Source organism: Flavobacterium arabinosi (assembly GCF_048158725.1).
GTDB classification, from domain to species: domain Bacteria; phylum Bacteroidota; class Bacteroidia; order Flavobacteriales; family Flavobacteriaceae; genus Flavobacterium; species Flavobacterium arabinosi.
Map to the genome: position 1 here is coordinate 64,453 of NZ_JBLNKX010000002.1, position 25,698 is coordinate 90,150.

Genomic DNA, 25,698 nt, shown 5'->3' on the forward strand with positions numbered 1-25,698 from the left:
GTTTAACCGTTGAATCGATTAAACAAATAACCAATCAACGAATAAACTTTTTAATTAAGCATCTATATTAGCGTAAACTGCATTTTTCTCAATAAATTCTCTTCTTGGCGGCACTTCGTCTCCCATTAACATAGAGAATACTCTATCGGCTTCCGCCAAACTGTCAATAGTTACCTGACGTAACGTTCTGAAACTTGGATCCATTGTAGTTTCCCATAATTGTTCTGCGTTCATCTCTCCAAGACCTTTATAACGCTGAATTCCTGCGCTTCCGCCCATTCTTTCATTCGCTTGATCACGTTGCGCATCATTCCAAGCGTATTCTTTCTTGTTTCCTTTTTTAACTAAATATAACGGAGGTGCTGCAATATATACATGACCTTCTTCAATTAATTCTTTCATAAATCTAAAGAAGAACGTCAAGATTAAAGTAGAAATATGACTACCATCGACATCGGCATCACACATAATAATTACTTTATGGTAGCGTAATTTTTCAATATTCAATGCTTTACTATCTTCGGCAGTTCCAATGGTAACTCCAAGAGCCGTAAAAATATTTCGAATCTCTTCGTTTTCAAAAACTTTATGAACCATTGCTTTTTCCACATTCAAAATCTTACCACGTAATGGCAAAATAGCTTGGAATGCACGATCACGACCTTGTTTTGCAGTTCCACCTGCCGAATCTCCCTCGACAAGATACACTTCACATTTTGCAGGATCCTGCTCCGAACAATCCGAAAGTTTCCCCGGCAATCCACCGCCACCCATTACGGTTTTGCGCTGTACCATTTCACGCGCTTTTTTGGCCGCGTGACGTGCTTGTGCTGCAAGAATTACTTTTTGAACAATAATACGAGCGTCATTTGGATTTTCCTCCAAATAAGCTTCAATCATATCTCCAACAGCCTGACTTACAGGCGAAACAACTTCTCTATTTCCTAATTTAGTTTTGGTTTGCCCTTCAAATTGTGGTTCCGCAACTTTTACAGAAATAATAGCTGTCAATCCTTCACGGAAGTCATCTCCTGAAATATCAAATTTCAGTTTATCCAACATTCCTGAAGCATCTGCATATTTCTTCAACGATCTAGTAAGACCAGTTCTAAAACCTTGTAAGTGCGTTCCACCTTCGTGCGTATTGATATTATTTACATAAGAAAAAATATTCTCCGTGTAGCTTGTATTGTAAATCAATGCCACCTCAACTGGAATTTCTCCTTTGTCATTATCCATAGAAATAACGTGGGCTATAATAGGCTCACGATTTCCATCTAAATACCGGATATATTCTTTTAGACCTTCTGTAGAATGGAAGATTTCAGAAACAAAATTTCCGTCTTTATCTTTTTCTCTTCTATCCGTAAATGTGATTGTAATTCCTTTGTTCAAGTATGACAATTCACGCATACGAGCCGATAAAGTATCATAAGAAAACTCCGTAGTTTGAGTAAAAATGGTTTCGTCTGGGTAAAAAGTAACAATTGTCCCTCTTTTTGCAGTTACACCGATTTGTTTTACCGGATATAGCGCTTTTCCTTTTTCATATTCTTGCTCGTATACTTTTCCGTCACTACTATGAACAGTAGCTCTCAAATGGTTTGACAATGCATTTACCACCGAAACCCCAACACCGTGAAGTCCTCCAGAAACTTTATAGGAATCTTTATCAAATTTTCCTCCAGCACCAATTTTGGTCATTACAACCTCCAGAGCCGAAACTCCTTCTTTTTTATGAATTCCTACTGGAATACCACGTCCGTTATCTTCAACAGAAACAGACCCGTCTTCATTTATATCAACTATTATCGTATCACAATGGCCTCCCATTGCCTCATCGATAGAGTTATCTACTACTTCATAAACTAAATGATGCAGTCCTCGAACACCCACATCTCCAATATACATCGACGGACGCATTCTTACGTGCTCCATTCCCTCTAATGCTTGAATACTATCTGCTGAATAATTGTCCTTCTTGATTTCTTCGCTCATATATTTTATTCTAAAAAAATGTAATTTTTGTCTAACACGCAAATATATAAAAACGCAAATTATATTACCGTTAAAATCACTTTTTAAGCAGTTAAGTTATTAACATTATGTTGATTTTTAAGACAAAAAAAACGCTCTCGAAATGGAGAGCGTTTTCTTACTTGTAAAATCTAAAACTATTTAGACCAAGAAATCTTTTTATGCTTTTATATATGCATCATCATGTACACTAGCAACCGCTCTTCCTGAAGGATCATTCATGTTTTTGAATGCTTCATCCCACTCTAAAGCAATTTTCGTGCTACACGCTACACTTGCTTCTTGTGGAACACATAAAGCTGCAGCATCACTAGGGAAATGCTCGTGAAATATAGAACGATAATAATATTCTTCTTTAGAAGTTGGCGTTTGCAAAGGAAACCTGTACTTAGCATTTGCTAATTGTTCGTCAGAAACTTCTACAGCCACTACTTCTTTCAAAGTATCAATCCAACTGTATCCTACTCCATCACTAAATTGTTCTTTTTGTCTCCAAGCTACACTTGGTGGCAACATATCTTCGAAAGCTTTACGAACCACCCATTTTTCCATTGGATGCTCTTTGTTTATCATTTTATCTTGTGGGTTGATTCTCATCGCTACATCCATAAATTCTTTATCTAAAAATGGCACACGTCCTTCAATTCCCCATGCAGCTAAACTTTTGTTTGCACGCAAACAGTCATACATGTGAAGTTTTCCTAATTTACGTACGTTTTCTTCGTGGAATTCTCTTGCATTTGGCGCTTTGTGAAAATATAAATAACCTCCAAATAACTCATCCGCTCCTTCACCTGATAATACCATTTTAATACCCATTGATTTAATAACTCTCGCCATTAACCACATAGGTGTTGATGCTCTAATCGTAGTGACATCGTATGTTTCCAAGTTGTAAATTACATCACGAACAGCATCTAAACCTTCTTGAATAGTGAATTTTATTTCGTGGTGAATGGTTCCAATATGATCTGCAACTATTTGAGCTGCCGCTAAATCTGGAGAACCATCTAATCCTACCGAAAAAGAGTGCAATTGAGGATACCAAGCATCGGCAACATCCCCAGATTCTATTCTTTTTTGCGCATATTTTTTGGCTACAGCCGAAGTAATAGAAGAATCTAAACCCCCAGAAAGCAATACTCCATAAGGCACATCGCTCATCAATTGTCTGTGAACAGCAGCTTCCAAAGCTACTTTAATTTCGTCAATGCTGGTTACGTTGTCTTTTACGGCATCATAATCAACCCATTCTCTTTTGTACCATTGTACAAATTCTCCGTCTTTGCTTGACATATAATGTCCTGGAGGAAACAATTCGATTTTGGTACAATATCCTTCTAAAGCTTTCAATTCTGAAGCAACATAGAACGTTCCGTGTTGATCCCAACCAATGTATAATGGGATAATTCCCATGTGGTCACGAGCAACAAAATATTCGTCTTTTTCAACATCATAAATAGCAAATCCAAAAATCCCATTCATTTCATCTATAAAATGAGGTCCTTTTTCTTTGTAAAGTGCTAAAATAACCTCACAGTCACTTTCCGTTTGAAAATTATATTTTCCTTCAAATTGTTTACGCAATTCTCTGTGGTTGTAAATTTCACCGTTCGCTGCTAAAACAAGTTGTTTATCTTCACTGAATAAAGGTTGTTTACCAGAAGCTGGATCCACAATCGCCAAACGTTCATGAGACATAATGGCTTTTTCATTACTGAAAATTCCACTCCAGTCCGGTCCACGGTGACGGATAATTTTAGACATTTCTAATACTTGCGGTCTTAAAACTTCCGCTTTTTGTTTTAAATCAAAGGCACATACTATTCCGCACATAACTATATATTTTTATTGTTTTGTTTATTTTGATAGGGCAAAGATGCAACAACAGTTACATTCCTAAAACACAAATAGCTATTTTGGTTTTAAATTAAAATCAAATACTGAATTTTACACTTAAAATGTAATTAAAAAACAACAAAAACAGTTTTTGAAGTTTCAGATTGTAAATAGAACGAAGATAACACGGATTATAATGGATTTTTATTCAATATTCTCAATTAAATACTTCGTACCATTAATATCGAAGGTAAATCCGATTAAATTCCCCATTAGTTTATTTCCTAAAGGCGATTGTGGTGATAATGCGATAATATTGATTCCTTCCATATTGATTTTGGGAAGTGCCAAACTCAGGTATAAATAAATCCCGTTGGCTTTTACTAAACTCCCTACAATAATTGTTTCGGCAATTGTAGTGGCGTCGATTTTGTCTAAAACAGCTTTTTGAGTTAACACTTCTCTAAGTTTGGTATTGAGTTTCTCTTGCTCAATATGCATCATAGACAAGGCTGTTTCGTGTTTATCTCCCGCAGAACCTTTGGCATCGTTCTTAGAATCTTCGGTGAGCGCCACAATCATATCTTTGAAAACATCGATGCGATCCTGAACTAATTGCAGGTAATGGGTATGTATTTTTTGTTTGAAAGTCATAAGTAGATTCACAACGCTAACAGGGTTTAAAACCCTGTTAGCGTTTTAATAAATATTTAAAAATCAAATTTATAATTCACTCCTAAAATCACTTGAAAACCTTGAACCGGATAATTCAACCATTTTTCATAGGCTCTATTGGTAATATTATTAGCTTTTAAAAAGGCTGTCAATCGGTCGCTGTATTTGAATCCAACATTTGCATTCACATCAAAATAGGAAGGTAAAGTAAAAGGACCCGGCTGAACTACATATACTACATCAGTATTCAACTTTTGATCTTTACGCTCCCCTACGTAAAATACATTTGCACCAGCGAACCATTTTGGCGTAATATTAAAATTAATGTTTGAATTTATTTTTACGGTTGGTAAATTCCAGGCTTCACTTTGAAAATCATTGGTATAACTATTAAAAGTCCCGTTGATTCCAAAAGACACATCCTTAGAAAAATCAGCTTTTAATTCTCCATAAAAACTCAATGTTCTCATGTCGTCATAAACCACTTGAAAGGAATTCCCAAAAGCGTACTCTTGATTTGTAGCATTCTCATTATAATCATTGCTTTTAAACAACGCTTTATTTCTTTCATTCACATACGAACCTTTAATGTTATAACTTACATTGTTAGTTAATTTTCCTTTTAATCCTGCAAAAATATCATATTGCTTATCTGTTGGCGCAATATTTAATGTAGGCGATAGAAACGGATTTTTACTTACAAAATCCTGATATGAGTTTTGTTCCAAGTTTCCTTCGGCACCGGCGTAGAAAATCATCAAATCACCAACAACTTTGTAGGAAGCATTGATTTGTGGGTAAACAAAAAAGTTATTATTGCTATTTTCATTGTCCAAACTATAAAACAATCCAGCGCCAATATTCAGCGTCCAATCGTCTTCTTGCATTACAAAACTTGGTGCAATACCAAAATTAGTAAAACCATATTTCACAGGTTGTGCATTCGTATTTGAATAGTTTTTCTTAAAGCTTCCGCCAACATAATCAACAATTAAATCTGTTTTCACAGCGCTTTCCATCACATCAAATTTCAATATTGGCTTGGCATAAAATCTATTTTCTGAAGATTCAAAAAGATCCGAAAAATGATTAAATTTAACACTCATTTTATTTAAAATACTCTCGTTAAAATCTATTTTTCCTCCAAGCGAGATTGTATTATACGTTTGTTGCGGATTGATTCCATTAATCAATGTCCTCCTATCAGACGGAATCATTGTGCTTCCAAAATCAGTAGGTAATCCGTACCAATTGTAAATTTGATTTTGATATCCCAAATCTAAATTCCATGATACCTCTTTTTGATTGGATCCATACGTTAAATCAATCGCACTATCATAAAAACGATCATCCAACGCTACCCCTTTAATACCCCCTTGCGACGAATGATGACGAAACATTCCGCTAACATAATCTGTACTATTTAGATCGTGATTTACAAATAATTCTCCAATGAAGGTTCCGTAATTCCCCACTCCTAAAGTGGCATAATTCTTAAATAAATGTTCCTGTTTTTCTTTCTCCACTCCTTCTGCCTTTCCTTTAGACGGAGTAAAAGTTGAGGCTACTGGAAAAGAGAAAATGGTGTATTTTATCGTTTCTTTTTTAGTATTCCCTTCCTCTTCAAGTGCAGGCGTTTCTTTTACTTTGAAAGCATCCGAAATTGTTGGCGTATAAGGCTTCACAACATTTACCGTTTCTGTTCCAATTTGTTCTTTTTTTTGTGCGAACGAAAATTGAAACGCAATAAGTAACAGACTGATAATTATTTTATTTTGGAAATTGATTCTCATGTTTTATTGTTGTTTTTTGATAAAGAAGAAAGAAACAAGATTTTTAAAATTGTTTAATCACTAACCTTCCTTCTTGTCTCTTGACTCTTTTTTACTTCTTATTTATAACTCGTAACCTTGTAATTAAACTTCCCATTCGCCTTTTGCAATGAATTGCGTCTTCCCACCAATCTTTATATCAAAATGATTTTCAGCTACTTTTCCGTCAAAATAAATTCGAGATGATCTATTAATAAAATCTCCCTGATGATTGACAATCTTAATTTCTGAGGAATAATATTTTAAAAGAAAAGCTTGCAAACAAGTGCTGGCACTACCAGTAGCAGCATCTTCTTTAAGTTGATTATCTTCTACATACAACATTCTACTCATGAGCATTGTTTCTTCTAAACAATAAAAATACAAGGCTCTATGATTTGTTTTACAATGCCCATGCAACCATTCATTCATTTTAACTTTGTCAAGAATTAAATGCTCCAATGCTTTTTTATTTTTGATAGGAACAATTACAAAAGCACTTCCTGTAGTAACTTCTTGAATGGGAAATTCAGCATCAAAATCAGCAGTGCTTAAATTGCTGAAGGATAAAAAATCTTCTGCTAAAAAAGTATCCAAAAACTCTGGTTGAGCCGCCTGCAACCATACCAAATCTCCCGATTGATGAATTGGAATTTCGCCGATTGGAACTGACAACGTAATCTTTTCAGGTTGATTTTCAAATATTCTATTCATTAAAACCCAAGATGTCCCTATTATTGGATGTCCCGCAAACTTCATTTCATGCTCTGGAGTAAAAATTCTGATTTCCGCAACGCTATTTTCCGGCTCAAGCTTAGTTATAAAGGTGCTTTCCGCAAAGTTGATTTCACGGGCAATTTTTTGCATCACTTCTGCACTTAAGGCCTCAGCCTCTAAGAAAACAGCCAATTGATTGCCTGCATATTTTTTCTCTGCAAAAACATCAACGATGTAAAAAGGTATATTCATTCCGTATGTTTTTTGGCTTTCAATTATTTAAAAAATTTCACGCCTATTTTTCTTATTTCCTTACTCCAATCGCTTACTTCTGACTTCTTTACTTGGTAATTGATGAATTTGTTTTGGATTCTTCGGATTTAATCGCGTCCAATTCTCTTTGCGCTTCTGAAACAACATCTGGAAAATCAGTGAAATTTTGAATCACATTTTCCAAAATGTAGGTCGCTTGATAACTGTCTTTCAATCCGTAGAAGTTTTTTGCCATCAAGACTAATCCTTTGGCCCCAAAATATTTATAACTCGAATAATTCTTCGCTAATTTTTGAACCGCAACATTTGACACTTCAAATTTCCCATCTTTGTTTTTAAAATAAGCGTCATAATACAACGCTTCAGCAGCCAATTCTCCTTTAGCAATCGTCATTAGTTTTGCATAAGCAGTTCGGGCTTTTGCCTCATCACCCGTCTGAATTGCGGCACGGGCAATTATGATTTGCGCATCACTTTTCACATTATCATCCGTTTTAGGGTTCATTAAAACCTTCTCGGCATAAATAACTGAATTTGGATAATCTTTCTTGTCGTAATACGACTTCATCAAATTCGATTGTGCAAATGTTTTATTTTGAGAAATATCAGCTTCGGTTTCTAAACGAGATAATACCGGTATTGCTTTATCATAGTCTTTGTTTTTAAGGAAAATTTGAGCCAATCGCGACAAAGATTGTTCTGTATATTCGCTTCTGGATTGTGCAATTACAAATTCATAATTAGGAATAGACTTGCTTTCTGCTCCATCAGAAAAATAAGATTGCGCTAAATAATAATTAGCCTGTAAAGCATGAATTCCTCTTGGAAATTTAGCAACATACCCACTAAATCCTGCAATTGCCTGTTTCGTATTATTTTGCTGAAATTGCTTTTCAGCAGCTTCATAGGTATCATTATCAAGTTCTGCATCAGTAACAGCGACAAAATCCAAAGTACGGACCCAGTTCGCATATTCATCCACCCTTCCGCTATCTACATAAATCAAACGAGCGGTTGCTACAGCTTCTAATGCCTCCGGAGTTTTAGGAAAATCAGCGGCTACTTTTTTAAATTTCACCAATGCTTGTTCGTCTTTATCCGAATTGTAATAGACTAAACCTTGACGCAAAATTGCTCTGGAAGTAAAAGAACCTCTTTTGAATTCCGTATTTAGTCTGTCGTATGTTTTTACCGCAAGATCCGTTTTATTCTCAGCAACGTACGTATTTCCAAGTTCAAAAAGAGCATCGTCTCTGTATTCTGATTTTGGATACAATTGTAAAAAGGCATTCAGCTCCTCTATTTTCTTATCATTTTTAGCAATAAATCCATAACAAATTGCTTTTTGGAAATACGCATAATCAGCATCTACACTTTTGGATTCTATAACTTTTACATAGGCATCCATCGCTGCTCCGTATTTTGAAGTTACAAAACGGCAATCCGCTAAACGCAAATAAGAATCATTCAAACGCATTTTATCGTCTTTCACTTTTTCTATTTGACTTTGGAAATAATTCCCTGCTTGATCGTATTCTTTCAATTTGAAATACGTGTAAGCAATATTGTAATTACTGTTTTTATATTCCGGTGTAGTTGCGGCTTGGGATGAAGCTACAAATTGTTTAAAACTCGACAAAGCACTTTTGAAATCATCCAAAACATATTCTGTTTCTCCTTTCCAGAAAGTGGCTCTAGCGGTAAAAACAGCATCTCTTTGTTCGCTAATAGATTTCGAAAACATTTTCAACGCTTCTTCATAATTTCCATCGGTATATAATTCCAAACCTCTGTAAAAAAGCACTTTTTGATACGCTAATTTATTTTCTGGTGATTTGTTTTTTTCTAATAAGACTAAGGCTCCTTTATAATTTTTAGAAGAAATATAAGAATCAATCAATAATTTCTCAACCTCTGAACGGCTTGCATTATCCGGATATTTGTTCAAGAAAGCTTGTAAAACTGCCGGTACACTCTGATAGGAATTCCCTAATTCATAACTCAACTTTGCATAATTCAAACTGGCATCTTCTTGAATAGCGGCATCAAAATTCATTTCTGAAGCATTTTTAAACGCATTCAAAGCTTGTTGTTTCTTATCGGTATTGAGGTAACTTTCTCCCAAATGATAATAGGCATTTTGAGCCACAAAATCTTTTCCGCCAATAATTTTATTAAACTGTGAAATCGCGTTTTCGTAGTCTTTTTGTTTGTAATACGCATATCCCAATTGATAAAAATCGGTATTATTCCATCTTCCCTTTTTGCCTTTATAGGCGACCAAATAGGGAATTGCAGTGTCGTATTTTTTTAAATTAAAATAGCTTTCGCCAATGATTTTATTCAATTCTGATTTTTCGGCAGGATTTGATTTAGACATGGCTTTTCCGCCTAAATCAATTGCTTTTTGGAAATTTCCCAACTTAAAGTTCATATCAGCTTGATAATACGAAAGCTTCTCTTTGTATTTTTCTTCGCCCGAAACTTCGTCGAAATATTTTGTGGCTTGTTTGTAATCGTCTCCTTCATAAGCCATGAATCCCAAGTAATATTTAGCTTGAGAACCATATTCAGCTGAATTAACCACCTTATTCAAATAGACTGTTGCTTCTTTTTTCTTTTTAGCATTAAAAAGACTATAGCCTTTCTGGAAGTTAAATTTATCTCGATCGCTAGTGCTCAATTGGCTTTCATCCACTTTATCAAACCATTCTAAGGCTTGCGGATAATTTCCTTGATCAAAATGATAATGAGCCACTTCTATATATGCCTGATTCTGTTTTACGCTTGTTGGATAATCCGAAACAAATCGTTCCATCAATTCATCAGCGTTTGCCTGATTAGTACGAATGGCACAGTTAGCAGCATAATAGGCACAATCCGATTTCAGCTCTTCAGTAGTGGCAGTTTCTTTAACTTTATTAAAAATAATTTGCGCAGATGCATATTGCGCATCATTAAATAAGGAAACCGCTTTATTGAAATCTTTTGAATCGCTAGTATAAATAGTTGATTTTTGTGCTGTAATAGTAGCAGTTATAATGAAAATCGGGAAGTAGAAGAGCCAAGAAATTTTACGCATTGTGATTTTATTTTAATAATTCAAATGTATTATATTCTGAACTCTATAACGAATCGCAATTCGTTTTTATTATGAACATTCTTTTAAACACTGTAAAATTTAACTTTCATTGCAATATATCCATTGCTTTAAACTATTTGGCTTTCCAATAATTATTTTAATTACCGGAATTCTATTTAATTGGATAGAATTTATTTTGAATAGAACCGTTATCTTATTACTTTTACCCCATAAACAAATGCAAATTATGTCACAATCCGTACTGTCTTTAAAAAATGTAAACATTTATCAAGAAGGTAAATCTATTTTATCCCACGTAAACTTAGACGTAAAACATGGTGAATTCCTTTACATCATTGGAAAAACAGGTTCCGGAAAAAGTAGTTTAATGAAAACTTTATATGGTGATTTAACTTTGACTGAAGGAGAAGGTCATATAGTCGATTTTGATTTAGCCACTTTGAAAGAAGATGACATTCCGTTTTTAAGAAGAAAGATTGGAATCGTTTTTCAAGATTTCAAATTACTGCCAGACAGAACTGTAAAAGACAATATGTTATTTGTACTCAAAGCTACAGGCTGGATTGACAATGAAGAAATGCAACGAAAAATTGACGAAGTTTTAGATAAAGTTGGTATGAAAGAATTTGGTAATAAAATGCCACATCAACTTTCTGGCGGTGAACAACAACGTGTGGCAATAGCCCGAGCTTTGCTTAACGATCCTGAATTAATTCTTGCAGATGAACCAACCGGAAACCTTGATCCTCAAACAAGTGTCGAAGTATTGGAAGTATTAAAAAATATCAATGCCAACGGAAAAACCATTATTATGGCGACTCACGATTATGCTTTGTTGATGAAATTTCCTTCAAAAACATTAAAATGTGAAGATGCCAAAATTTTCGAAGTGGTTCAGCAGCGAACCGCATAATGCTTTCTATTCTTGTTCCAATATACAATTACAATGTTTACCCTCTCGTTTTAGAATTGCACAAACAATGTACGGATTGCGGAATAACTTTTGAGATTTTATGTCAGGATGATGCCTCACAATCGAGTTTGAACGTATTCAATGAAAATATAAATGCGTTATCAAATTGTAGTTTTGATTCCTTAAAAAAAAATCTGGCGCATCGTGAAAACAGAAATTCCCTCGCAGAGAAAGCACAATTTAACTATTTGCTTTTTATTGATGGCGACTCCTTAATCATTCATGATAATTACATACAGAAATACATCGAAAATTTTACTGATTTCGATATTCTGTACGGAGGTCGCTTACATCCTGAAAAATGCCCTTCCGATAATCAAAAACTACGATGGAAATACGGAAGATTCTTTGAAGATAAAGCTGCCGTAAACAGAAATAAAAATCAGTTCCAATCGTTACTTTTCAATAATACCGTGATAAAAAAAGACTGTTTTGACAAAGTAAAATTTGACAAAAACATAAAAAAATACGGTCATGACGACACCCAACTTTCCTATCACTTGAGTTTATTAAAATCCAAAGTAAATCATATAGAAAACCCAGTTGAACATGGAGAAATTGACACCAATTTAGATTATTTAAACAAAACTAAAGAGTCGTTAGAAAATTTAATTACGCTGTACAAAGAAGAAAAAATTGCTATCGATTTTATAAAACTGATTCAACTGTATCATTTTTTAAAAAGAACAAAATCAACTTTTATAATTTCGAAATTATATTCAATTATTGAAAAGTCACTGTTTAAAAATTTGACGGGAGACAATCCCAATCTATTGGTTTTTAATATGTTTAGAATCGGGTATTTGTGTACGTTAAATTCAAAATAATGGTTCAAATTTCAACTCTTTTTGATTCCAATAAATAATTGATTCCAAGATTGCATAATTTCATCGATGTTGTATTTTTCACTCGATAATTTAGCTTTTTTTGACATTTCTCTTCTTAAAGACGCATTTTCGATTAAAACTTCAATTGCTTTAACATAATCCGATTCGTTTCCATTTTCAATCAAAAAACCATCTTCTTTTTGAGAAATTATTGCTCTTGGTCCGCAGGGACAATCAAAAGCAATACAGGGCAATCCAGAAGCCATTGCTTCAATTAACACCATCCCAAAACCTTCAAATCGAGACGTCATTAAATAAAAAGAAGCCTCTAAATATTTCTCTTCTATATTACGAACCGGTTCATAAAAAATCACATTTTTAGAAATATCCAGATTTTCAGCCAATACTCTTAAATCGATATTTTTATTTGACTTTCCATAAATATCCAATATCCAATCGGGATGTTTCATAACCACTTTTTTCCAGATTTTCAACATTCTGTCAAATCCTTTTTCATAGGTATGTCTTCCAACAGCAATCACTTTTTTACTTTCTAAAGTGCTGAATTTTTCTGAAGTAAACCATAAGGGATTCGGAATTACAATTGCATTTTTCACTTTCCATTCTGAAATGCTTTCGCTAGTTTCAACAACAAATCGATCGTATTTTTTTATTCCATTTTGTTTCAAAACAAAAACAAAATTGGATCGCAATTTGGTAAAAACATTTTTCTTAATTTCTCCTTCTTCAATAAACTTGGAGCTGTGCATTTCTAATATCAGAGGGACTTTATTTTTTAAAATAAAAGGAATAGCATATGCTTTTAAACCATTATCACAAACAACAATAATGTCCGGTTGAATTGTCTTGATTTTACTTTTTAACCCTTTTGAAAAAGATTTAAAAAACTGAAAAAAATTACCTTTCAATAGTAAATCATGAAAAACAATATTGGAATTGAAAGAATAAAACAAAGGAGAAAATCCCTCGTTTTGAGTCAGAATATGCACTTCATATCCCAATTTTTCAACTAGATAATTGGCTTTTATCGAAAGGACTCTGGCTACGCCACCTTCGTTATTTATGTTTGGAACGACGTATAGCAGTTTCATTTTTTGGACATCAAAAATTCATCAAAATCCCTGATGTAATCGTTTTCATTATAAATATCAGATGCAAAAACTAAACAAACTGCACCAGAAGAAAAATTTTCTAACTCACGCCACATTCCTGTTGGGATATACAATCCAATATTTGGTTTATTCAAAAAAAATGATTTTTTTTCGAATCCATCACTTAAAACAACCTCGAAACTTCCACTCAAAGCAATTAGGACTTCACTTTGATTAATATGAGAATGACTGCCTCGAAAAGAATTGCTGGGTACATCAAAAAGATAATAAACACGCTTAAATTCAAATGGCAAAACATCATTTTGGATAAATGCCAGATTCCCGCGTGTATCTTCTACAACGGGCAATTTAAGTAATTGTATGTCTTTTAATGTTGTCATAATTGTGTTACAAACTAATTTTCATCAAATCCAGCCATTGCTGTCCAATAGCTAAAACCGAAAAAGACTGCACGCTATGCGGTGCATTTTGTTTGCAATATCGATATAAATTCCCATCTTCTACAAATATATTCATGGCATCCGTAAGTTTTTCAATATTTTGATTTTCGACTAGCAATCCATTTTCTTTATGGTGAATCATTTCATTGGGTCCTGACAAACAATCGAACGCAACAACTGGAGTTCCGCAAGCCAATGATTCTAAAATAACGTTAGGCAAACCTTCATTTAAACTACTCAAAACGAAAAAATTCGCTTTTTTTAAATACTTAAACGGATTATTTTGATATCCTAAAAAATGTACTTTATCATCAATATTTCTCTCTTTGGCTAACTTTTGAAGTGTCATTTTTCGTTCCCCTTCTCCTAATAAGACTAAATGAATATTGCTTTTTGGTAAAATAGATTTCGAATACGCTTCTATCAATTTATCAAATTGTTTGATGTTTGTTTCCATTTGGCCTACGCCAATAATATAATCATAAGGAAGGTCATTTAACTCCTTACTCTTTTCTACAATAGCATCAACATCGATTGGATTATAAATTCTGGCAATGTTTTTAAGCTGGTGTTTTCTTTCTATTAATGCTTTGGATTCATCAGTAACACAGACCATTTTATAACAATCTCCGTACATCAAACGAGTAAGAAAAGACCAATTAGGCATATAATGATCGATTAAATAACTATGAACCATGAAAATAGATTTCGTTTTATAGAGCCATTTTGCTATTATCAATTCCTGAATGGGTTTTATTCTAAACCGGAAGTCAATTATAAAATCAAACTCATTTTCGCCAAGATATTTATTAAGAAACACCAACCGATTCCATTTATTAAAAAGTCCATTGGTACTATTTTTCATTTTTCCCAAATTGACTAATTTTCCTGAATAGGAATAGGAAACCTCATCGAGAACAATAATATTGTGAATTTCTATTCCTTTTTTTTCAAAAAACTGAGACAAGACAGCCATCACTTTTTCGGCTCCACCATGACTTAATCGATAACCAATTAAAGCAATTTTAATTTTTTTGTTAGGCAAAATCATTATCGATTTGTTATTTTCGTATCAAATATAACTCTTTTAAAAAAATATGCAAGACAATCCATTGGTTACCATTATTTGCTTGTGTTACAATCAGGAAAAGTATGTTTTGGAGAGTTTATTCTCAGTAATTAATCAAGATTATCCGGATGTAGAGCTTATTATTGTTGATGATTGCAGTACTGACAATTCTAAATCAGTGATTAAAAAATGGGCTATTAATTTCCCGAAAATTCAATTTATTGCAAATAAAACTAATTTAGGAAGTACAAAATCGTTCAATAAAGCACTCAAAAAAGCCAAAGGAGAATATATTATTGACTTGGCTGCGGATGATGTGTTACTTCACAACTCTGTTACTTCACAAATAAATGCTTTCAAAAACACAACTTACAAAAATCTGGGAATTGTATATGGAAATGTTGAATTAATCACTGAAAAAGGCGAATTTGAATCTTATTATTTCCCTATTGATAGTTTTCAAAAAGTAATTACCCCGAGAACAACAGGTGATATTTATAAATCAGTTCTTTCTGGCGGAGATAGTATTTGTTCCGTTTCGGCGATGATAAAAAAAACTGTTTTTGATCATTTAAATGGCTATGATGAAACGCTGGTTTACGAAGATTTAGATTTTTGGATTCGTGCATCCCGAATTTATGATTTTGATTTTATAGACGAAATCCTAATGCAGAAAAGGATTGTTCCGAATTCCTTAGGAACCGATTTTTTTAAGAAGAAAGATTCAAGAGCAAAAAAAATAAATTACTCCACCTATTTGATTTTAAAAAAAGCAATTGATCTCAATAAAACAAAAGAAGAAAATAAAGCCATCTTAAAACGAATTCATTTTGAGATGATTTTGGCTTATAAAACATCCAATATCGCATTAGTAGTAAAGTATATTTTGCTGGAAGTTAAATTGAGAATTCATTAACTGACTTCATAAACTAGACAATTAAATAATCATCTAACGAATCTTTTTCCCCCTCCCAATCTCGGGAAATAGAATCTTTTATAAATTTTGCGGGAATACCGCCAATTAAAATAGCGGATCCAAAAGAAGTATAATCGGTATTACACAAACTATTGGAGGCAACGGTACAGTAATCCGGAGTTTTAGTGTTCTGCATGATAGAAACTCTACTTGCTACGTAATTATAATTTCCAATCACGATTGGCGCTGTCATTTTAAATTTTTCTTCCGTAATCGTATTCATCATGGGATGAAAATTAGTGTCAATAATTTGACATTCGGAACCAAAACGAGCATAACTACCTAACACAATACTTTCAATACACACTAATTTAGCATAAGATCCCAAAGATGACATGTGACCAAATTCACAATAACCATTCTCACCGATGTAGATAAAATAATCTTTACCAAATTGAACATGTCCTTTGAATACTATTTTTCCCAAAATGTTAATTTCGGCAATTCCCTTGTGGAGCGTATTCAGTTCATAAGGCTGTCCAAAACCAATCATTCCTTTTTTAATTTTCCCTTCAATTTCTATTTTACCGGCTATTGAGGCAAATTTTACCGTTCCATAAAAAAATACAGGTAGTTTTTTGGCAGTACTGAAAGGAAATTTTTTGAAATTAAAATAGAGCGTTTTAGTCCAATTTACAGCATAGTACAATTGCAGTTTTTTATAACCTGATTTTGCTTTTCTATAATTATTTTTTAAAACTTCAATCATTGTGCTTTTTAATTATAGCATTAAACAAACTTTTCAGTTCCATTTTTTTATTCATTTGAAACAATACAAAAACTATTGAAAGCAACACCATTGCTGACATTAAACTATATTTTATAATCGGATTTGGAATATATCGAAATAAAAAAGTAGCCAAGCACATCAAAAAGCAAATACCATAAATATTATAAAAATCGGAGTCAAAATAAAAGCCATATCTTTTTTTAGTAATTATTTTTAATCCAAAAAAATGAATCAAATAAAAGACAAAAAAACTAATTCCAAGTCCTTCTAATCCATAAAAATGATATCCTAAAACATTTAAAATTAACGAAATAAGGTTAAAACCAAAAGCCGTTTTGATAAACATTTTTGAATCTCCTTTGGCAATCAAAATATACCCCATTGACCAGGAAACTGCTCTGAATAACATGGCTAATATCCCGAAACAAGCCATTGGAATAATCGAAATGAATTTTGGCGTATAAATAATTTTTACAATGAGCGGAATTAGTGTTAAAAACAGGATAATTATAGGTGTTATAATCAATATTGAGATGAAAGATTGCTGAACCACACTTATTCTGACTTTTTCGTTTTCATCACTTATTGAAGCTAATCTTGGAAAATAATCGGTACTCATTGCCGTAAAAATTATTCCAACATAAGAATTCAACAACGTAAAACCAGCGTTATAAAATCCTACTTGTTCTAAACCTCCTTGTTTTCCAACATAAATTTGGATTAAATAGGTTGAAAGCAAAGTAAACAGACCACTTAATGTCAAAAGAATTCCCAGTTTAATGATGCTTTTCCCTTCACTGGTCAATTGTTTATTCGAAATGACAATTTTATTCAATTCTATCTTTTTCGAATAAAAAAAAGAAAACAGCAATGACGAAAGTGAAGCGATAATAATTGTAGGGGCAATAGCGTCAATCCGGTAGTAATAATACAATGGAATTGAAAACAGCAATCCAAACAAATTTCCGTAAAAATTGGCTTTCGCCAAAAGTCTCATTCTCCTTAAACCTTGTAAAACCACAAATTCCCCGATCATTAATTGTCTAAACAACAGCGTAATCGAAATAAGAACAAACGAAAATGCATGATTTGAATTCCCAAAAGTTAACTGACTCAACCAACTTGAAAGACAAATAGTAACAAGACATCCTAAAATTCCCGTTAATAATGCAAGCCTTTTTACTATTGCTACAATAGTCGCTATACTACTTAAATCATCATTTTTATAATTGCTCGAAACATGTTTAATCCCACTAGTTTCAATTCCTAAACTCGTAATACCCCCTATAACATTTATAGCTGAATTCAATAAAGTAACAATTCCCATTCCTGCCGAACCAATGAAAATAGCAATTAATTTGGTACGAATTATAGAAATAAGAATAGTGAAAAATTGTACTCCGCCAAAAAGCGAAGTGGTTTTAATAATTTGATGATATGCTGCTTTACTATCAGGCACTATTGATACTTGTTTAAAATTGAAATAATGAAATCCACTTCATCCATTGTCAAAACAGGACCTATAGGCAAACTCAATACTTCGTCATGAATTTTTTGGGTAATCGGAAAAGACAAATGGTTCAAAAATGACAAAGCCTTTTGATTGTGTGGTGGAATTGGATAATGGATAAACGTTTCTATTCCATTTTGATGTAAATATTCCTGTAAATCAAGTCTGTTTGGTGTTCGAATAACAAACAAATGAAAAACATGATTAGATTGCTTCGTTCCTCGCGATGACACTGTTGGAAGAATTATTTTATCATTATTAATTTCAGATAAATAGCGTTTGGCAATTACTCTTCGCTTTTCATTTTCAGTGTCTAAATTGGGTAATTTTACATTTAGGAAAGCGGCTTGTAATTCGTCCAGTCTTGAATTTACGCCGATATAATCATTGTAATATTTCGTTTCCGAGCCATAATTTCTAAGCGACTGAATGGTTTTGGCCAATTCCGAATCATTTGTGGTAACAGCACCGCCATCGCCCAATGAACCTAAATTTTTTCCGGGATAAAAACTATACGCTACGCTTGATTTCTGATTGATTTCTGATTGATTTCTGATTGCACCATGAGCCTGAGCCGCATCTTCAATAACCAGTAAATCATTTGCAACAGCAATTTCATTTATCGTATCCATTTCAGCCAGTTGTCCGTAAAGATGAACCACTAAAATTGCTTTTGTTTTCGAAGTAATTTTTTCTGAAATTAAATCTGGATTGATGTTGTAGGTTTCTAGCCTCGGCTCGACCAAAACAGGAATTAAATCTGCTTGTAAAATAGCTAGAATACTGGCAATATAAGTATTTGCTGGAACAATAACTTCATCGCCTTTTTGTAATTTCCCTAATTGTATATAGGCTTTAAAAATCAAAACTAAAGCGTCAAAACCATTTCCTGTCCCGATGCAATAGTCAGTTCCGCAATACTTGGCAAAATTGGTTTCAAACTCTTTGACTTCATTCCCTAAAATATACCAACCATTGGCTAAAACTGTTTTCAATTTTTCTTGAAAAGCGGTTTCATAAGGCTCGTTTATTTTTTTTAAATCGAGAAATGGTATCATATAAGATTCATTTTATAAAAATCCTGACTATAAACAGAGCAACCTAATTCTTCTTTTTGTTTCAAAAGTCCTGCGTGATACCCTTTTTCATTGTCATCATTAACGATACCCATATCAAAAAAAAGCTTTCCTTCTCTCTTGTATTTTTGTATTAAATTGATAAATAAAAAATCCAATGCGCGCAACCCCTCCCCTTTTTTAGTTGTGGCTCCGTATTGCGATTTTACAACAGTTTCAGTTTCGAATAGTGTAATGCCTGCAATAATAACACCCTCATAATATACTGAAAATTGTTTGATATTATTAGGGAAATTTTCTTTTAGTTCTGTTATTTCTTGTAGCGTATGTACGGGTTTGGCATCATATTTCTCCAATAGTCTTGGCGCTAAAACCAATTCCCAAAATGGTTCAAATTGATATTCTTCCACCAGTTCTAAATCGAGTTCTTCAATTTTCCTGAAATGCTTTAATTTACTTTTTGAAATCGTCAAAGGCATTGCTAAATAGATGCCTAAATTCATTTCTTTTTTATCCAAAAACGCTCCTTTTTTAAGCATGAAAAAATCCATTTCAGCGTTGCCTTTTGAAGAATAGAATAAAGGAATTGGTTTTAAATAAAAAGATTGTATCCCATTTCCTTTAAAAAAAGACAAAAGAGAATCCAAAATATGTTCTACTTTTTCTCCATTTATTTTAGGGGAATAAACTAATCCGCCATAAGTCAATCCTTGATGTGAATAAACTATTGCTCCAACTTTATTTGCTGGCAGAACAGCTACTAGTTTTTCGTTCTCAAAAATCATCAACGAGAAATCCTGAAATCGATCCTTATGATATTCCATAAAATCACGATGAAATAAGAAAGTAGCATTTTTGGCTTGACCGATAAAGGCATTCCAATTTTCATAATCACTTTCCTGATATTGTTTAACGGAATAATTTTTCACCATTTGGTTTTAGACTTCGTGAAATTAAGCATTTTTTATTTATGTTCTAAAGTAGGCAAATACCATTTGTATTTCACGGCCATCAAGCGAACTGAAATGATAACTAAAGAAGTGGTTAAGTATAAAACATCATTATCCAAATTCAATTTTCGAAGGAGAAAAAAAACAATTCCACCTAAAATACAAATCGTAGCATAAATTTCTTTTCTGAAAATAACTGGGATTTCAGTACATAAAATATCGCGAATCACACCTCCAAAACAGGCCGTCATGGTTCCTAATGCAATACATATAACAGGATGAAGTCCAATATTTATTCCTTTTTCAAGACCAATTAATGTAAAAACCCCTAATCCAATCGTGTCAAATAAAAATAAAGAAGTTCGTAACCGGTCGAATTTTTTTCTAAAAATGATGGCTAAAACAAATCCCATGATTATTACATATACATACTCCAAGTCCAGCATCCATCCCACCGGTGTTCTGCCAATCATGATGTCCCGCAACGTTCCTCCACCCACAGCAGTTACAAAAGCAATGATAAAAACGCCAAAAGGATCCAGCTTTTTATTCATTGCAGTCAATGCACCTGACATGGCAAAAGCCATCGTACCGATAATATCTAATATATGAAACACTAATAATTTAGGATTTAGGATTTTTACAAATTTAAAGAAAATACTCCTTAATAACTGCAATAACGGTGTTTTCTAATAGAGCAGTTATTGGATTTTAGAATTTAAAAAAAGGTAGTAACTTAGCACCTTAGTAACCAAGCGACTTTTCCATTGAAACAAATTTCTTCCGTACAAAATCCATTCATAAAATCTTTAGTGTTATTGCAGGAAAAAGCAAAAGCACGCAAACAATCCGGAACATTCTTAATTGAAGGAAAACGTGAAATTTCGATTGCCATAAAAGGCGGTTACGAAATGGAAACTCTATTGTTTTTACCTGAAATTTGTTCAGAAGCCGAAGCTCGTCAATTATCTAAGAATGCGGAACTGATAGAAATCAACAAGGAAGTCTATCAAAAACTCGCTTACCGTGATACCACCGAAGGTATTTTGGCTGTGGCCAAAACCAAATCGTTGCAATTATCCGATTTAAAACTATCTGAAAACCCATTGATTCTTGTTGCCGAAGCTCCCGAAAAACCAGGCAATATTGGTGCTTTATTACGAACTGCCGATGCTGCCAATCTGGATGCCGTGATTATTGCCAACCCAAAAAGCGATTTATACAATCCAAATATTGTGCGTTCCAGCGTAGGTTGTTTATTCACCAACCAAATTGCAACCGGAACAACATCAGAAATTATTGCATTTTTGAAAGAAAGAAAAATCAATTTTTATTGTGCTACTTTGCAAAATTCGACGGCCTATCATACACAAGATTACACTACGCCTACCGCTTTGGTTGTGGGTACGGAAGCCACAGGATTGACAGAAGAATGGCGAAAAGAAGCCACACAAAATATTATAATTCCAATGCAAGGCGAAATAGATTCCATGAATGTTTCAGTTGCCGCAGCCATCTTGATTTTTGAAGCCAAAAGACAAAGAGGGTTTTAGATTGCAGGTTTCAGATTTAAAAAAAGAAAATATAAATAATATGAAAAATAAATTATTCGTTGCAATAACGTTAATCGCAACTACATTTTCTTTCGCACAAATCAGTTCTTCTCAAGTCGATGAATTAGTGGAACGTTCGTTAAAAACATTTAACGTTCCCGGGATTGCAGTTGCTATAGTAAAAGACGGAAAGATAATTCATGCCAAAGGATATGGAGTAAAATCAATTTTGACAAACGAAAAGGTCGATGCAAATACCCTTTTTGCAATAGCTTCAAACAGCAAAGCGTTTACAACAGCCGCTTTGGCAATGTTAGTTGATGAAAAAAAGCTAAAATGGGACGATAAAGTAACTCGATATCTTCCCGAATTCAAGATGTATAATGAGTATGTAACCAGAGAATTTACCATTCGTGATTTACTGACTCATAGAAGCGGACTTGGTCGTGGAGCAGGCGATTTAATGAGATTGCCTAGCGGAAGTGATTTTACAAAGCAAGACATTATTCAGAATTTGCAGTACTTAAAACCTGTTTCTGCTTTTAGAACAAAATTTGATTACGATAATTTGTTATACATAGTTGCTGGAGAGGTGATTCACATGGCAAGCGGAAAAAGCTGGTGTGATTTTGTGGAAGAACGCATTATGAAACCATTGGGAATGGATTATAGTGCAGCATCATTTGTACGATTAAAAGACACCAGTAATATTATTGCTCCTCACGTCCCAATTGACGGAAAACTGAAAGTGATTTCGAGACGCAAAGATCAAGTATCGGATGCGGCTGGAGGGATTTACTCCAGTGTAAGCGACATGAGCAAATGGATGATTATGCAATTGAACAATGGAAAATACGACACCGCAAACCAACAATTATTCTCCGAAAAAGAACATACCGAAATGTGGACTCCTCAAACCATAATTCCGGCAACCACAAAACCCCCTTACAACACCCATTTTAGTTCTTATGGTTTGGGTTGGTATTTAACTGATATTAAAGGTTACAAACAAGCGGCCCACACGGGAGGATTGCGAGGAATTGTAACTCAAGTTACCCTTATTCCAGAACTGAATTTAGGTATTGTGGTATTGACAAATCAACAATCTGGCGCTGCATTTTCAGCGATTACCAATACTGTAAAAGACAGTTATTTGGGGATACAATCAGAAGATTACGTGACGAAATACAGCACTACTTTAAAAGAAAATAAAGCCTCTGCTGATAAAGTATCCGATGATGTTTGGGCAAGTGTATCAAAAAATAAAAAGGAGAAAATTAAAATTGATTTCAAAAGTTTCATTGGAACATATAAAGACAATTGGTTTGGTGAAGTAGTACTTTCAGAAAGAAAAGGAAAATTATATTTTGCTGCAAAACGCTCTCCTCAACTTTCAGGAGAAGTTTTTTTCTACAAAGAAAACAATTTTGTGGTAAAATGGAATAATGCCTATTTTAATGCTGATGCGCATTTGTTTTTTGAATGTGACGCAACCGGAAAAGCAGTGACTATAAAAATGAAGCCAATTTCTGAATTAACTGATTTCAGTTATGATTTTCAGGATTTGGATTTCAAAAGAGTACAATAATAATCTTAGTAATTCAATTTTGGATTTTATATTCCAAACCCTTTTTTACTTGCATATCTCCTAACTAATTTCTATTTTTAGGAATTGAACCATGCCGTTATGATAGAAATAGATACAGAAAAAGAAAATAAAGCAATTGCTCAAGAATACAAAGAGTTGCTCCGCATAAGTTATCAAACCTTAAGTGATGAAGATAAAAAACTGATCCGAAAAGCTTTTGACGTTGCCGTAGATGCCCATAAAGATCAACGAAGAAAATCAGGCGAAGCCTATATTTTCCATCCCATTGCTGTTGCAAAAATTGTTGCTTCCGAAATAGGTTTGGGTGCCACGTCTATTGCTGCTGCATTATTGCACGATGTAGTCGAAGACACGCTAATGACAGTGCAAGATATTGAACGATTATTTAATCCTAAAGTAGCACAACTAGTTGAAGGATTGACAAAAATTTCAATGGTACAAAAGGATCTAAATGCATCAATACAAGCGGAGAACTTCCGTAAAATGATTTTGACGCTCAATGATGATGTACGAGTAATTCTTATAAAATTAGCCGATCGTTTGCACAATATGCAAACAATGGATTCGATGCAAGAAGACAAACAAACCAAAATTGCGTCAGAAACTTTATACATATATGCACCACTTGCTCATCGATTGGGTTTATACAACATTAAAACAAAACTCGAAGATTTAGGGTTAAAATATACAGAACCAGCTATTTACAATGAAATTGTAAGCAAAATAAAAGAGACCAAAGAAGAACAGGATGCCTACATAAAAGACATTTCTGATGTGCTAAAAACAGCATTGGATGCCGAAGGAATTGATTATATCATAAAAGGTCGTCCAAAATCAATCTACTCCATTCGCAGAAAAATGAAAGCGCAAAATGTAAGCTTCGATGAAGTTTATGATAAGTTTGCTCTTCGTATTGTATACAAATCAACTCCACACGAAGAAAAATTTCTTGCTTGGAAAATCTATTCCATAGTAACCGATTATTACAGACCGAGTCCCAGTCGTTTACGCGATTGGATTTCTTCGCCTAAATCTACTGGTTATGAAGCCCTACACATTACCGTTATGGGACCAAAAGGCCGCTGGGTAGAAGTTCAGGTACGAAGTGAACGTATGGATGAAATCGCCGAAAAAGGGTATGCAGCACATTACAAATATAAAAATGGAGCTACTGAAGAAAATGAACTCGATGCATGGCTGAATTTATTAAAAGAAGCTTTAGAAAGTTCTGAAACAAATGCAGTAGATTTTGTGGAAGATTTTAAAATGAATTTATATTCTAAAGAAATCTTTGTATTTACTCCAAAAGGTGAAATAAAATCTTTGCCAAAAGGAGCCACTTCACTCGATTTTGCTTTCAGCATTCACTCAGAAATAGGAATTCGTACCCGAGGAACCCGTGTCAATGGCAAATTAGTTCCTTTGAATTTCGAATTAAAAAGTGGGGATCAAATTGAAGTTATCACCTCACAACATCAAAAACCAACTTCTAACTGGTTAGACTATGTAACCACTTCGAGAGCCAAAACGAAAATTAAAAACGTTCTAAACGAAAATACCAAGAAAATTGGGGAAGAAGGAAAAGAACTGCTTACTCGAAAATTAAAACATTTAAAAATAACTTTAAATGAATCCGTTGTTAACGAGTTAGTCAACTTTTTCAAATTAAAAACAAGTTTAGATTTATTTTATAGAGTCGGAATCGGCGCCATAGAGAATCAGCAACTCAAAGATTATGCGGCTCAAAAAAGCAATACTTTTATTAATTTCTTCAAAAATAAAATAAAACGTTCCGCAAGTAGTACAGCCGATGAAGATATTCATAAGCCAATAATAAGCAGTAATTATGATTTGCTCGTTTTTGGAAAGGAACATGACAAACTGGATTACAAATTATCTCCGTGTTGCAACCCAATTCCGGGTGATGATGTATTTGGATTTGTAACCATCAATGAAGGAATAAAAGTGCATAAAAAAGATTGTCCGAATGCCATTGGAATGCAATCTAATTATGCTTACAGAATTATGACAGCCAAATGGATTGACTCATCACAAGAAGAATTCAAAGCTATAATAAACATAACGGGAATGGATGTTTTAGGACTTACGAACCAGTTAACAAAGGTAATTTCAAACAATATGCATGTTAATATTCAAAGTATTTCTTTGAGTACAGATGCAGGAATTTTTCATGGTCAAGTGACTGTAATTGTTCAAAACAATACTATTTTGAAAAAAATGATCAACAACATCAAAAAAATTGACGGAATTGACAAGGTAACAAGAGTATATAAAACGTAGAAAAGTTCCGAAATTTTTTGTTTCAGGTTACCCGCTTCTCAGCTAAAAACTAAAAAAACTTGAAACTAAACAAAGCTGAAACTTTAAACTTTAAAC

At 33.5% G+C, this 25,698-nt stretch carries 20 protein-coding genes; 6 read left to right on the forward strand and 14 right to left on the reverse strand.

Going from position 1 to position 25,698, the window contains the following annotated elements:
• Positions 1 to 54: 54 nt before the first annotated feature.
• The 6 genes from gyrB to ACM55K_RS04405 all read right to left on the reverse strand — a co-directional run bounded on the left by gyrB (position 55) and on the right by ACM55K_RS04405 (position 10,434).
• The gene (gyrB, locus tag ACM55K_RS04380) at positions 55 to 1,998 is read right to left on the reverse strand and encodes a DNA topoisomerase (ATP-hydrolyzing) subunit B (RefSeq protein ID WP_416849029.1); all 1,944 of its coding nucleotides are present in this window, start codon (positions 1,996 to 1,998) and stop codon (positions 55 to 57) included.
• A gap of 198 nt (positions 1,999 to 2,196) precedes the next feature.
• Positions 2,197 to 3,873, reverse strand: coding sequence for an asparagine synthase B (asnB, locus tag ACM55K_RS04385; RefSeq protein ID WP_416849030.1), 1,677 nt, complete (start codon positions 3,871 to 3,873; stop codon positions 2,197 to 2,199).
• A 207-nt stretch (positions 3,874 to 4,080) separates the two neighbouring features.
• Positions 4,081 to 4,530, reverse strand: coding sequence for a hypothetical protein (locus ACM55K_RS04390; protein ID WP_416849032.1), 450 nt, complete (start codon positions 4,528 to 4,530; stop codon positions 4,081 to 4,083).
• Between the two features lie 56 nt (positions 4,531 to 4,586).
• Entirely contained in the window at positions 4,587 to 6,344 is a 1,758-nt protein-coding gene (locus tag ACM55K_RS04395; protein ID WP_416849033.1) for a TonB-dependent receptor, read from the reverse strand.
• A gap of 123 nt (positions 6,345 to 6,467) precedes the next feature.
• Complete coding sequence (locus ACM55K_RS04400; RefSeq protein ID WP_416849035.1) at positions 6,468 to 7,331, reverse strand: PhzF family phenazine biosynthesis protein; 864 nt, start codon at positions 7,329 to 7,331, stop codon at positions 6,468 to 6,470.
• Between the two features lie 88 nt (positions 7,332 to 7,419).
• Positions 7,420 to 10,434, reverse strand: coding sequence for a tetratricopeptide repeat protein (locus ACM55K_RS04405; protein ID WP_416849037.1), 3,015 nt, complete (start codon positions 10,432 to 10,434; stop codon positions 7,420 to 7,422).
• Positions 10,435 to 10,681: 247 nt separating this feature from the next.
• Here ACM55K_RS04405 and ACM55K_RS04410 point away from each other — a divergent pair, with 247 nt between their 5' ends.
• Together ACM55K_RS04410 and ACM55K_RS04415 are read left to right on the forward strand one after the other, a co-directional pair.
• Positions 10,682 to 11,368, forward strand: coding sequence for a cell division ATP-binding protein FtsE (locus ACM55K_RS04410; RefSeq protein WP_416849039.1), 687 nt, complete (start codon positions 10,682 to 10,684; stop codon positions 11,366 to 11,368).
• A complete protein-coding gene (locus ACM55K_RS04415) occupies positions 11,368 to 12,255 on the forward strand; it encodes a glycosyltransferase family 2 protein (protein WP_416849040.1) in 888 nt (295 codons plus the stop codon). The genes ACM55K_RS04410 and ACM55K_RS04415 overlap by 1 nt, the downstream gene beginning before the upstream one ends.
• Before the next feature lie 11 nt (positions 12,256 to 12,266).
• On the opposite strand, the gene ACM55K_RS04420 is transcribed toward ACM55K_RS04415, so the two are convergent.
• The 3 genes from ACM55K_RS04420 to ACM55K_RS04430 are packed head-to-tail and all read right to left on the reverse strand — an operon-like array spanning position 12,267 to position 14,879.
• Positions 12,267 to 13,367, reverse strand: coding sequence for a glycosyltransferase family 4 protein (locus tag ACM55K_RS04420; RefSeq protein ID WP_416849042.1), 1,101 nt, complete (start codon positions 13,365 to 13,367; stop codon positions 12,267 to 12,269).
• Positions 13,364 to 13,768, reverse strand: a complete 405-nt coding sequence (locus ACM55K_RS04425; protein ID WP_416849044.1) for a sugar 3,4-ketoisomerase — start codon at positions 13,766 to 13,768, stop codon at positions 13,364 to 13,366. The genes ACM55K_RS04420 and ACM55K_RS04425 overlap by 4 nt, the downstream gene beginning before the upstream one ends.
• 7 nt (positions 13,769 to 13,775) lie before the next feature.
• A complete protein-coding gene (locus ACM55K_RS04430; protein WP_416849046.1) occupies positions 13,776 to 14,879 on the reverse strand; it encodes a glycosyltransferase in 1,104 nt (367 codons plus the stop codon).
• A gap of 46 nt (positions 14,880 to 14,925) precedes the next feature.
• Here ACM55K_RS04430 and ACM55K_RS04435 point away from each other — a divergent pair, with 46 nt between their 5' ends.
• Positions 14,926 to 15,813: a glycosyltransferase gene (locus ACM55K_RS04435; protein WP_416849047.1), complete on the forward strand. Its 888-nt coding sequence runs from the start codon at positions 14,926 to 14,928 to the stop codon at positions 15,811 to 15,813.
• Between the two features lie 13 nt (positions 15,814 to 15,826).
• On the opposite strand, the gene ACM55K_RS04440 is transcribed toward ACM55K_RS04435, so the two are convergent.
• The 5 genes from ACM55K_RS04440 to ACM55K_RS04460 are packed head-to-tail and all read right to left on the reverse strand — an operon-like array spanning position 15,827 to position 20,756.
• The gene (locus ACM55K_RS04440) at positions 15,827 to 16,582 is read right to left on the reverse strand and encodes an acyltransferase (protein WP_416849048.1); all 756 of its coding nucleotides are present in this window, start codon (positions 16,580 to 16,582) and stop codon (positions 15,827 to 15,829) included.
• Positions 16,575 to 18,062 carry an oligosaccharide flippase family protein gene (locus tag ACM55K_RS04445; protein WP_416849049.1) on the reverse strand — a complete coding sequence of 496 codons (1,488 nt, stop codon included), beginning with the start codon at positions 18,060 to 18,062 and terminating at the stop codon, positions 16,575 to 16,577. Before ACM55K_RS04445 ends, ACM55K_RS04440 begins: the two co-directional genes overlap by 8 nt.
• On the reverse strand, positions 18,062 to 19,171 hold the full coding sequence (locus ACM55K_RS04450) for a DegT/DnrJ/EryC1/StrS family aminotransferase (RefSeq protein ID WP_416849050.1): 1,110 nt from the start codon (positions 19,169 to 19,171) through the stop codon (positions 18,062 to 18,064). Before ACM55K_RS04450 ends, ACM55K_RS04445 begins: the two co-directional genes overlap by 1 nt.
• A complete protein-coding gene (locus ACM55K_RS04455) occupies positions 19,168 to 20,121 on the reverse strand; it encodes a FemAB family protein (RefSeq protein ID WP_416849051.1) in 954 nt (317 codons plus the stop codon). The genes ACM55K_RS04450 and ACM55K_RS04455 overlap by 4 nt, the downstream gene beginning before the upstream one ends.
• Positions 20,122 to 20,153: 32 nt before the next feature.
• Positions 20,154 to 20,756 carry a trimeric intracellular cation channel family protein gene (locus ACM55K_RS04460; protein ID WP_416849052.1) on the reverse strand — a complete coding sequence of 201 codons (603 nt, stop codon included), beginning with the start codon at positions 20,754 to 20,756 and terminating at the stop codon, positions 20,154 to 20,156.
• A gap of 150 nt (positions 20,757 to 20,906) precedes the next feature.
• Between ACM55K_RS04460 and ACM55K_RS04465 the strand changes: the two genes are divergently transcribed.
• The 3 genes from ACM55K_RS04465 to ACM55K_RS04475 all read left to right on the forward strand — a co-directional run bounded on the left by ACM55K_RS04465 (position 20,907) and on the right by ACM55K_RS04475 (position 25,602).
• On the forward strand, positions 20,907 to 21,692 hold the full coding sequence (locus ACM55K_RS04465; RefSeq protein WP_416849053.1) for a TrmH family RNA methyltransferase: 786 nt from the start codon (positions 20,907 to 20,909) through the stop codon (positions 21,690 to 21,692).
• 40 nt (positions 21,693 to 21,732) lie between these two features.
• Positions 21,733 to 23,280 carry a serine hydrolase gene (locus ACM55K_RS04470; protein ID WP_416849054.1) on the forward strand — a complete coding sequence of 516 codons (1,548 nt, stop codon included), beginning with the start codon at positions 21,733 to 21,735 and terminating at the stop codon, positions 23,278 to 23,280.
• A 99-nt stretch (positions 23,281 to 23,379) separates the two neighbouring features.
• Positions 23,380 to 25,602 (forward strand): RelA/SpoT family protein, encoded by a 2,223-nt coding sequence (locus ACM55K_RS04475; protein WP_416849055.1) that lies wholly within the window; start codon positions 23,380 to 23,382, stop codon positions 25,600 to 25,602.
• The last annotated feature ends 96 nt before the right edge of the window (positions 25,603 to 25,698 follow it).

Excerpts from the sequence above, each read along its gene's own strand:
- ACM55K_RS04405 (WP_416849037.1), bottom strand. The coding sequence starts at position 10,434 with ATGCGTAAAATTTCTTGGCTCTTCTACTTCCCGATTTTCATTATAACT.
- ACM55K_RS04420 (WP_416849042.1), bottom strand. The coding sequence starts at position 13,367 with ATGAAACTGCTATACGTCGTTCCAAACATAAATAACGAAGGTGGCGTA.
- ACM55K_RS04455 (WP_416849051.1), bottom strand. The coding sequence starts at position 20,121 with ATGGTGAAAAATTATTCCGTTAAACAATATCAGGAAAGTGATTATGAA.
- ACM55K_RS04400 (WP_416849035.1), bottom strand. The coding sequence starts at position 7,331 with ATGAATATACCTTTTTACATCGTTGATGTTTTTGCAGAGAAAAAATAT.
- gyrB (WP_416849029.1), bottom strand. The coding sequence starts at position 1,998 with ATGAGCGAAGAAATCAAGAAGGACAATTATTCAGCAGATAGTATTCAA.
- ACM55K_RS04410 (WP_416849039.1), top strand. The coding sequence starts at position 10,682 with ATGTCACAATCCGTACTGTCTTTAAAAAATGTAAACATTTATCAAGAA.
- ACM55K_RS04450 (WP_416849050.1), bottom strand. The coding sequence starts at position 19,171 with ATGATACCATTTCTCGATTTAAAAAAAATAAACGAGCCTTATGAAACC.
- asnB (WP_416849030.1), bottom strand. The coding sequence starts at position 3,873 with ATGTGCGGAATAGTATGTGCCTTTGATTTAAAACAAAAAGCGGAAGTT.
- ACM55K_RS04415 (WP_416849040.1), top strand. The coding sequence starts at position 11,368 with ATGCTTTCTATTCTTGTTCCAATATACAATTACAATGTTTACCCTCTC.
- ACM55K_RS04435 (WP_416849047.1), top strand. The coding sequence starts at position 14,926 with ATGCAAGACAATCCATTGGTTACCATTATTTGCTTGTGTTACAATCAG.
- ACM55K_RS04425 (WP_416849044.1), bottom strand. The coding sequence starts at position 13,768 with ATGACAACATTAAAAGACATACAATTACTTAAATTGCCCGTTGTAGAA.
- ACM55K_RS04470 (WP_416849054.1), top strand. The coding sequence starts at position 21,733 with ATGAAAAATAAATTATTCGTTGCAATAACGTTAATCGCAACTACATTT.
- ACM55K_RS04395 (WP_416849033.1), bottom strand. The coding sequence starts at position 6,344 with ATGAGAATCAATTTCCAAAATAAAATAATTATCAGTCTGTTACTTATT.
- ACM55K_RS04475 (WP_416849055.1), top strand. The coding sequence starts at position 23,380 with ATGATAGAAATAGATACAGAAAAAGAAAATAAAGCAATTGCTCAAGAA.
- ACM55K_RS04440 (WP_416849048.1), bottom strand. The coding sequence starts at position 16,582 with ATGATTGAAGTTTTAAAAAATAATTATAGAAAAGCAAAATCAGGTTAT.
- ACM55K_RS04390 (WP_416849032.1), bottom strand. The coding sequence starts at position 4,530 with ATGACTTTCAAACAAAAAATACATACCCATTACCTGCAATTAGTTCAG.
- ACM55K_RS04430 (WP_416849046.1), bottom strand. The coding sequence starts at position 14,879 with ATGATTTTGCCTAACAAAAAAATTAAAATTGCTTTAATTGGTTATCGA.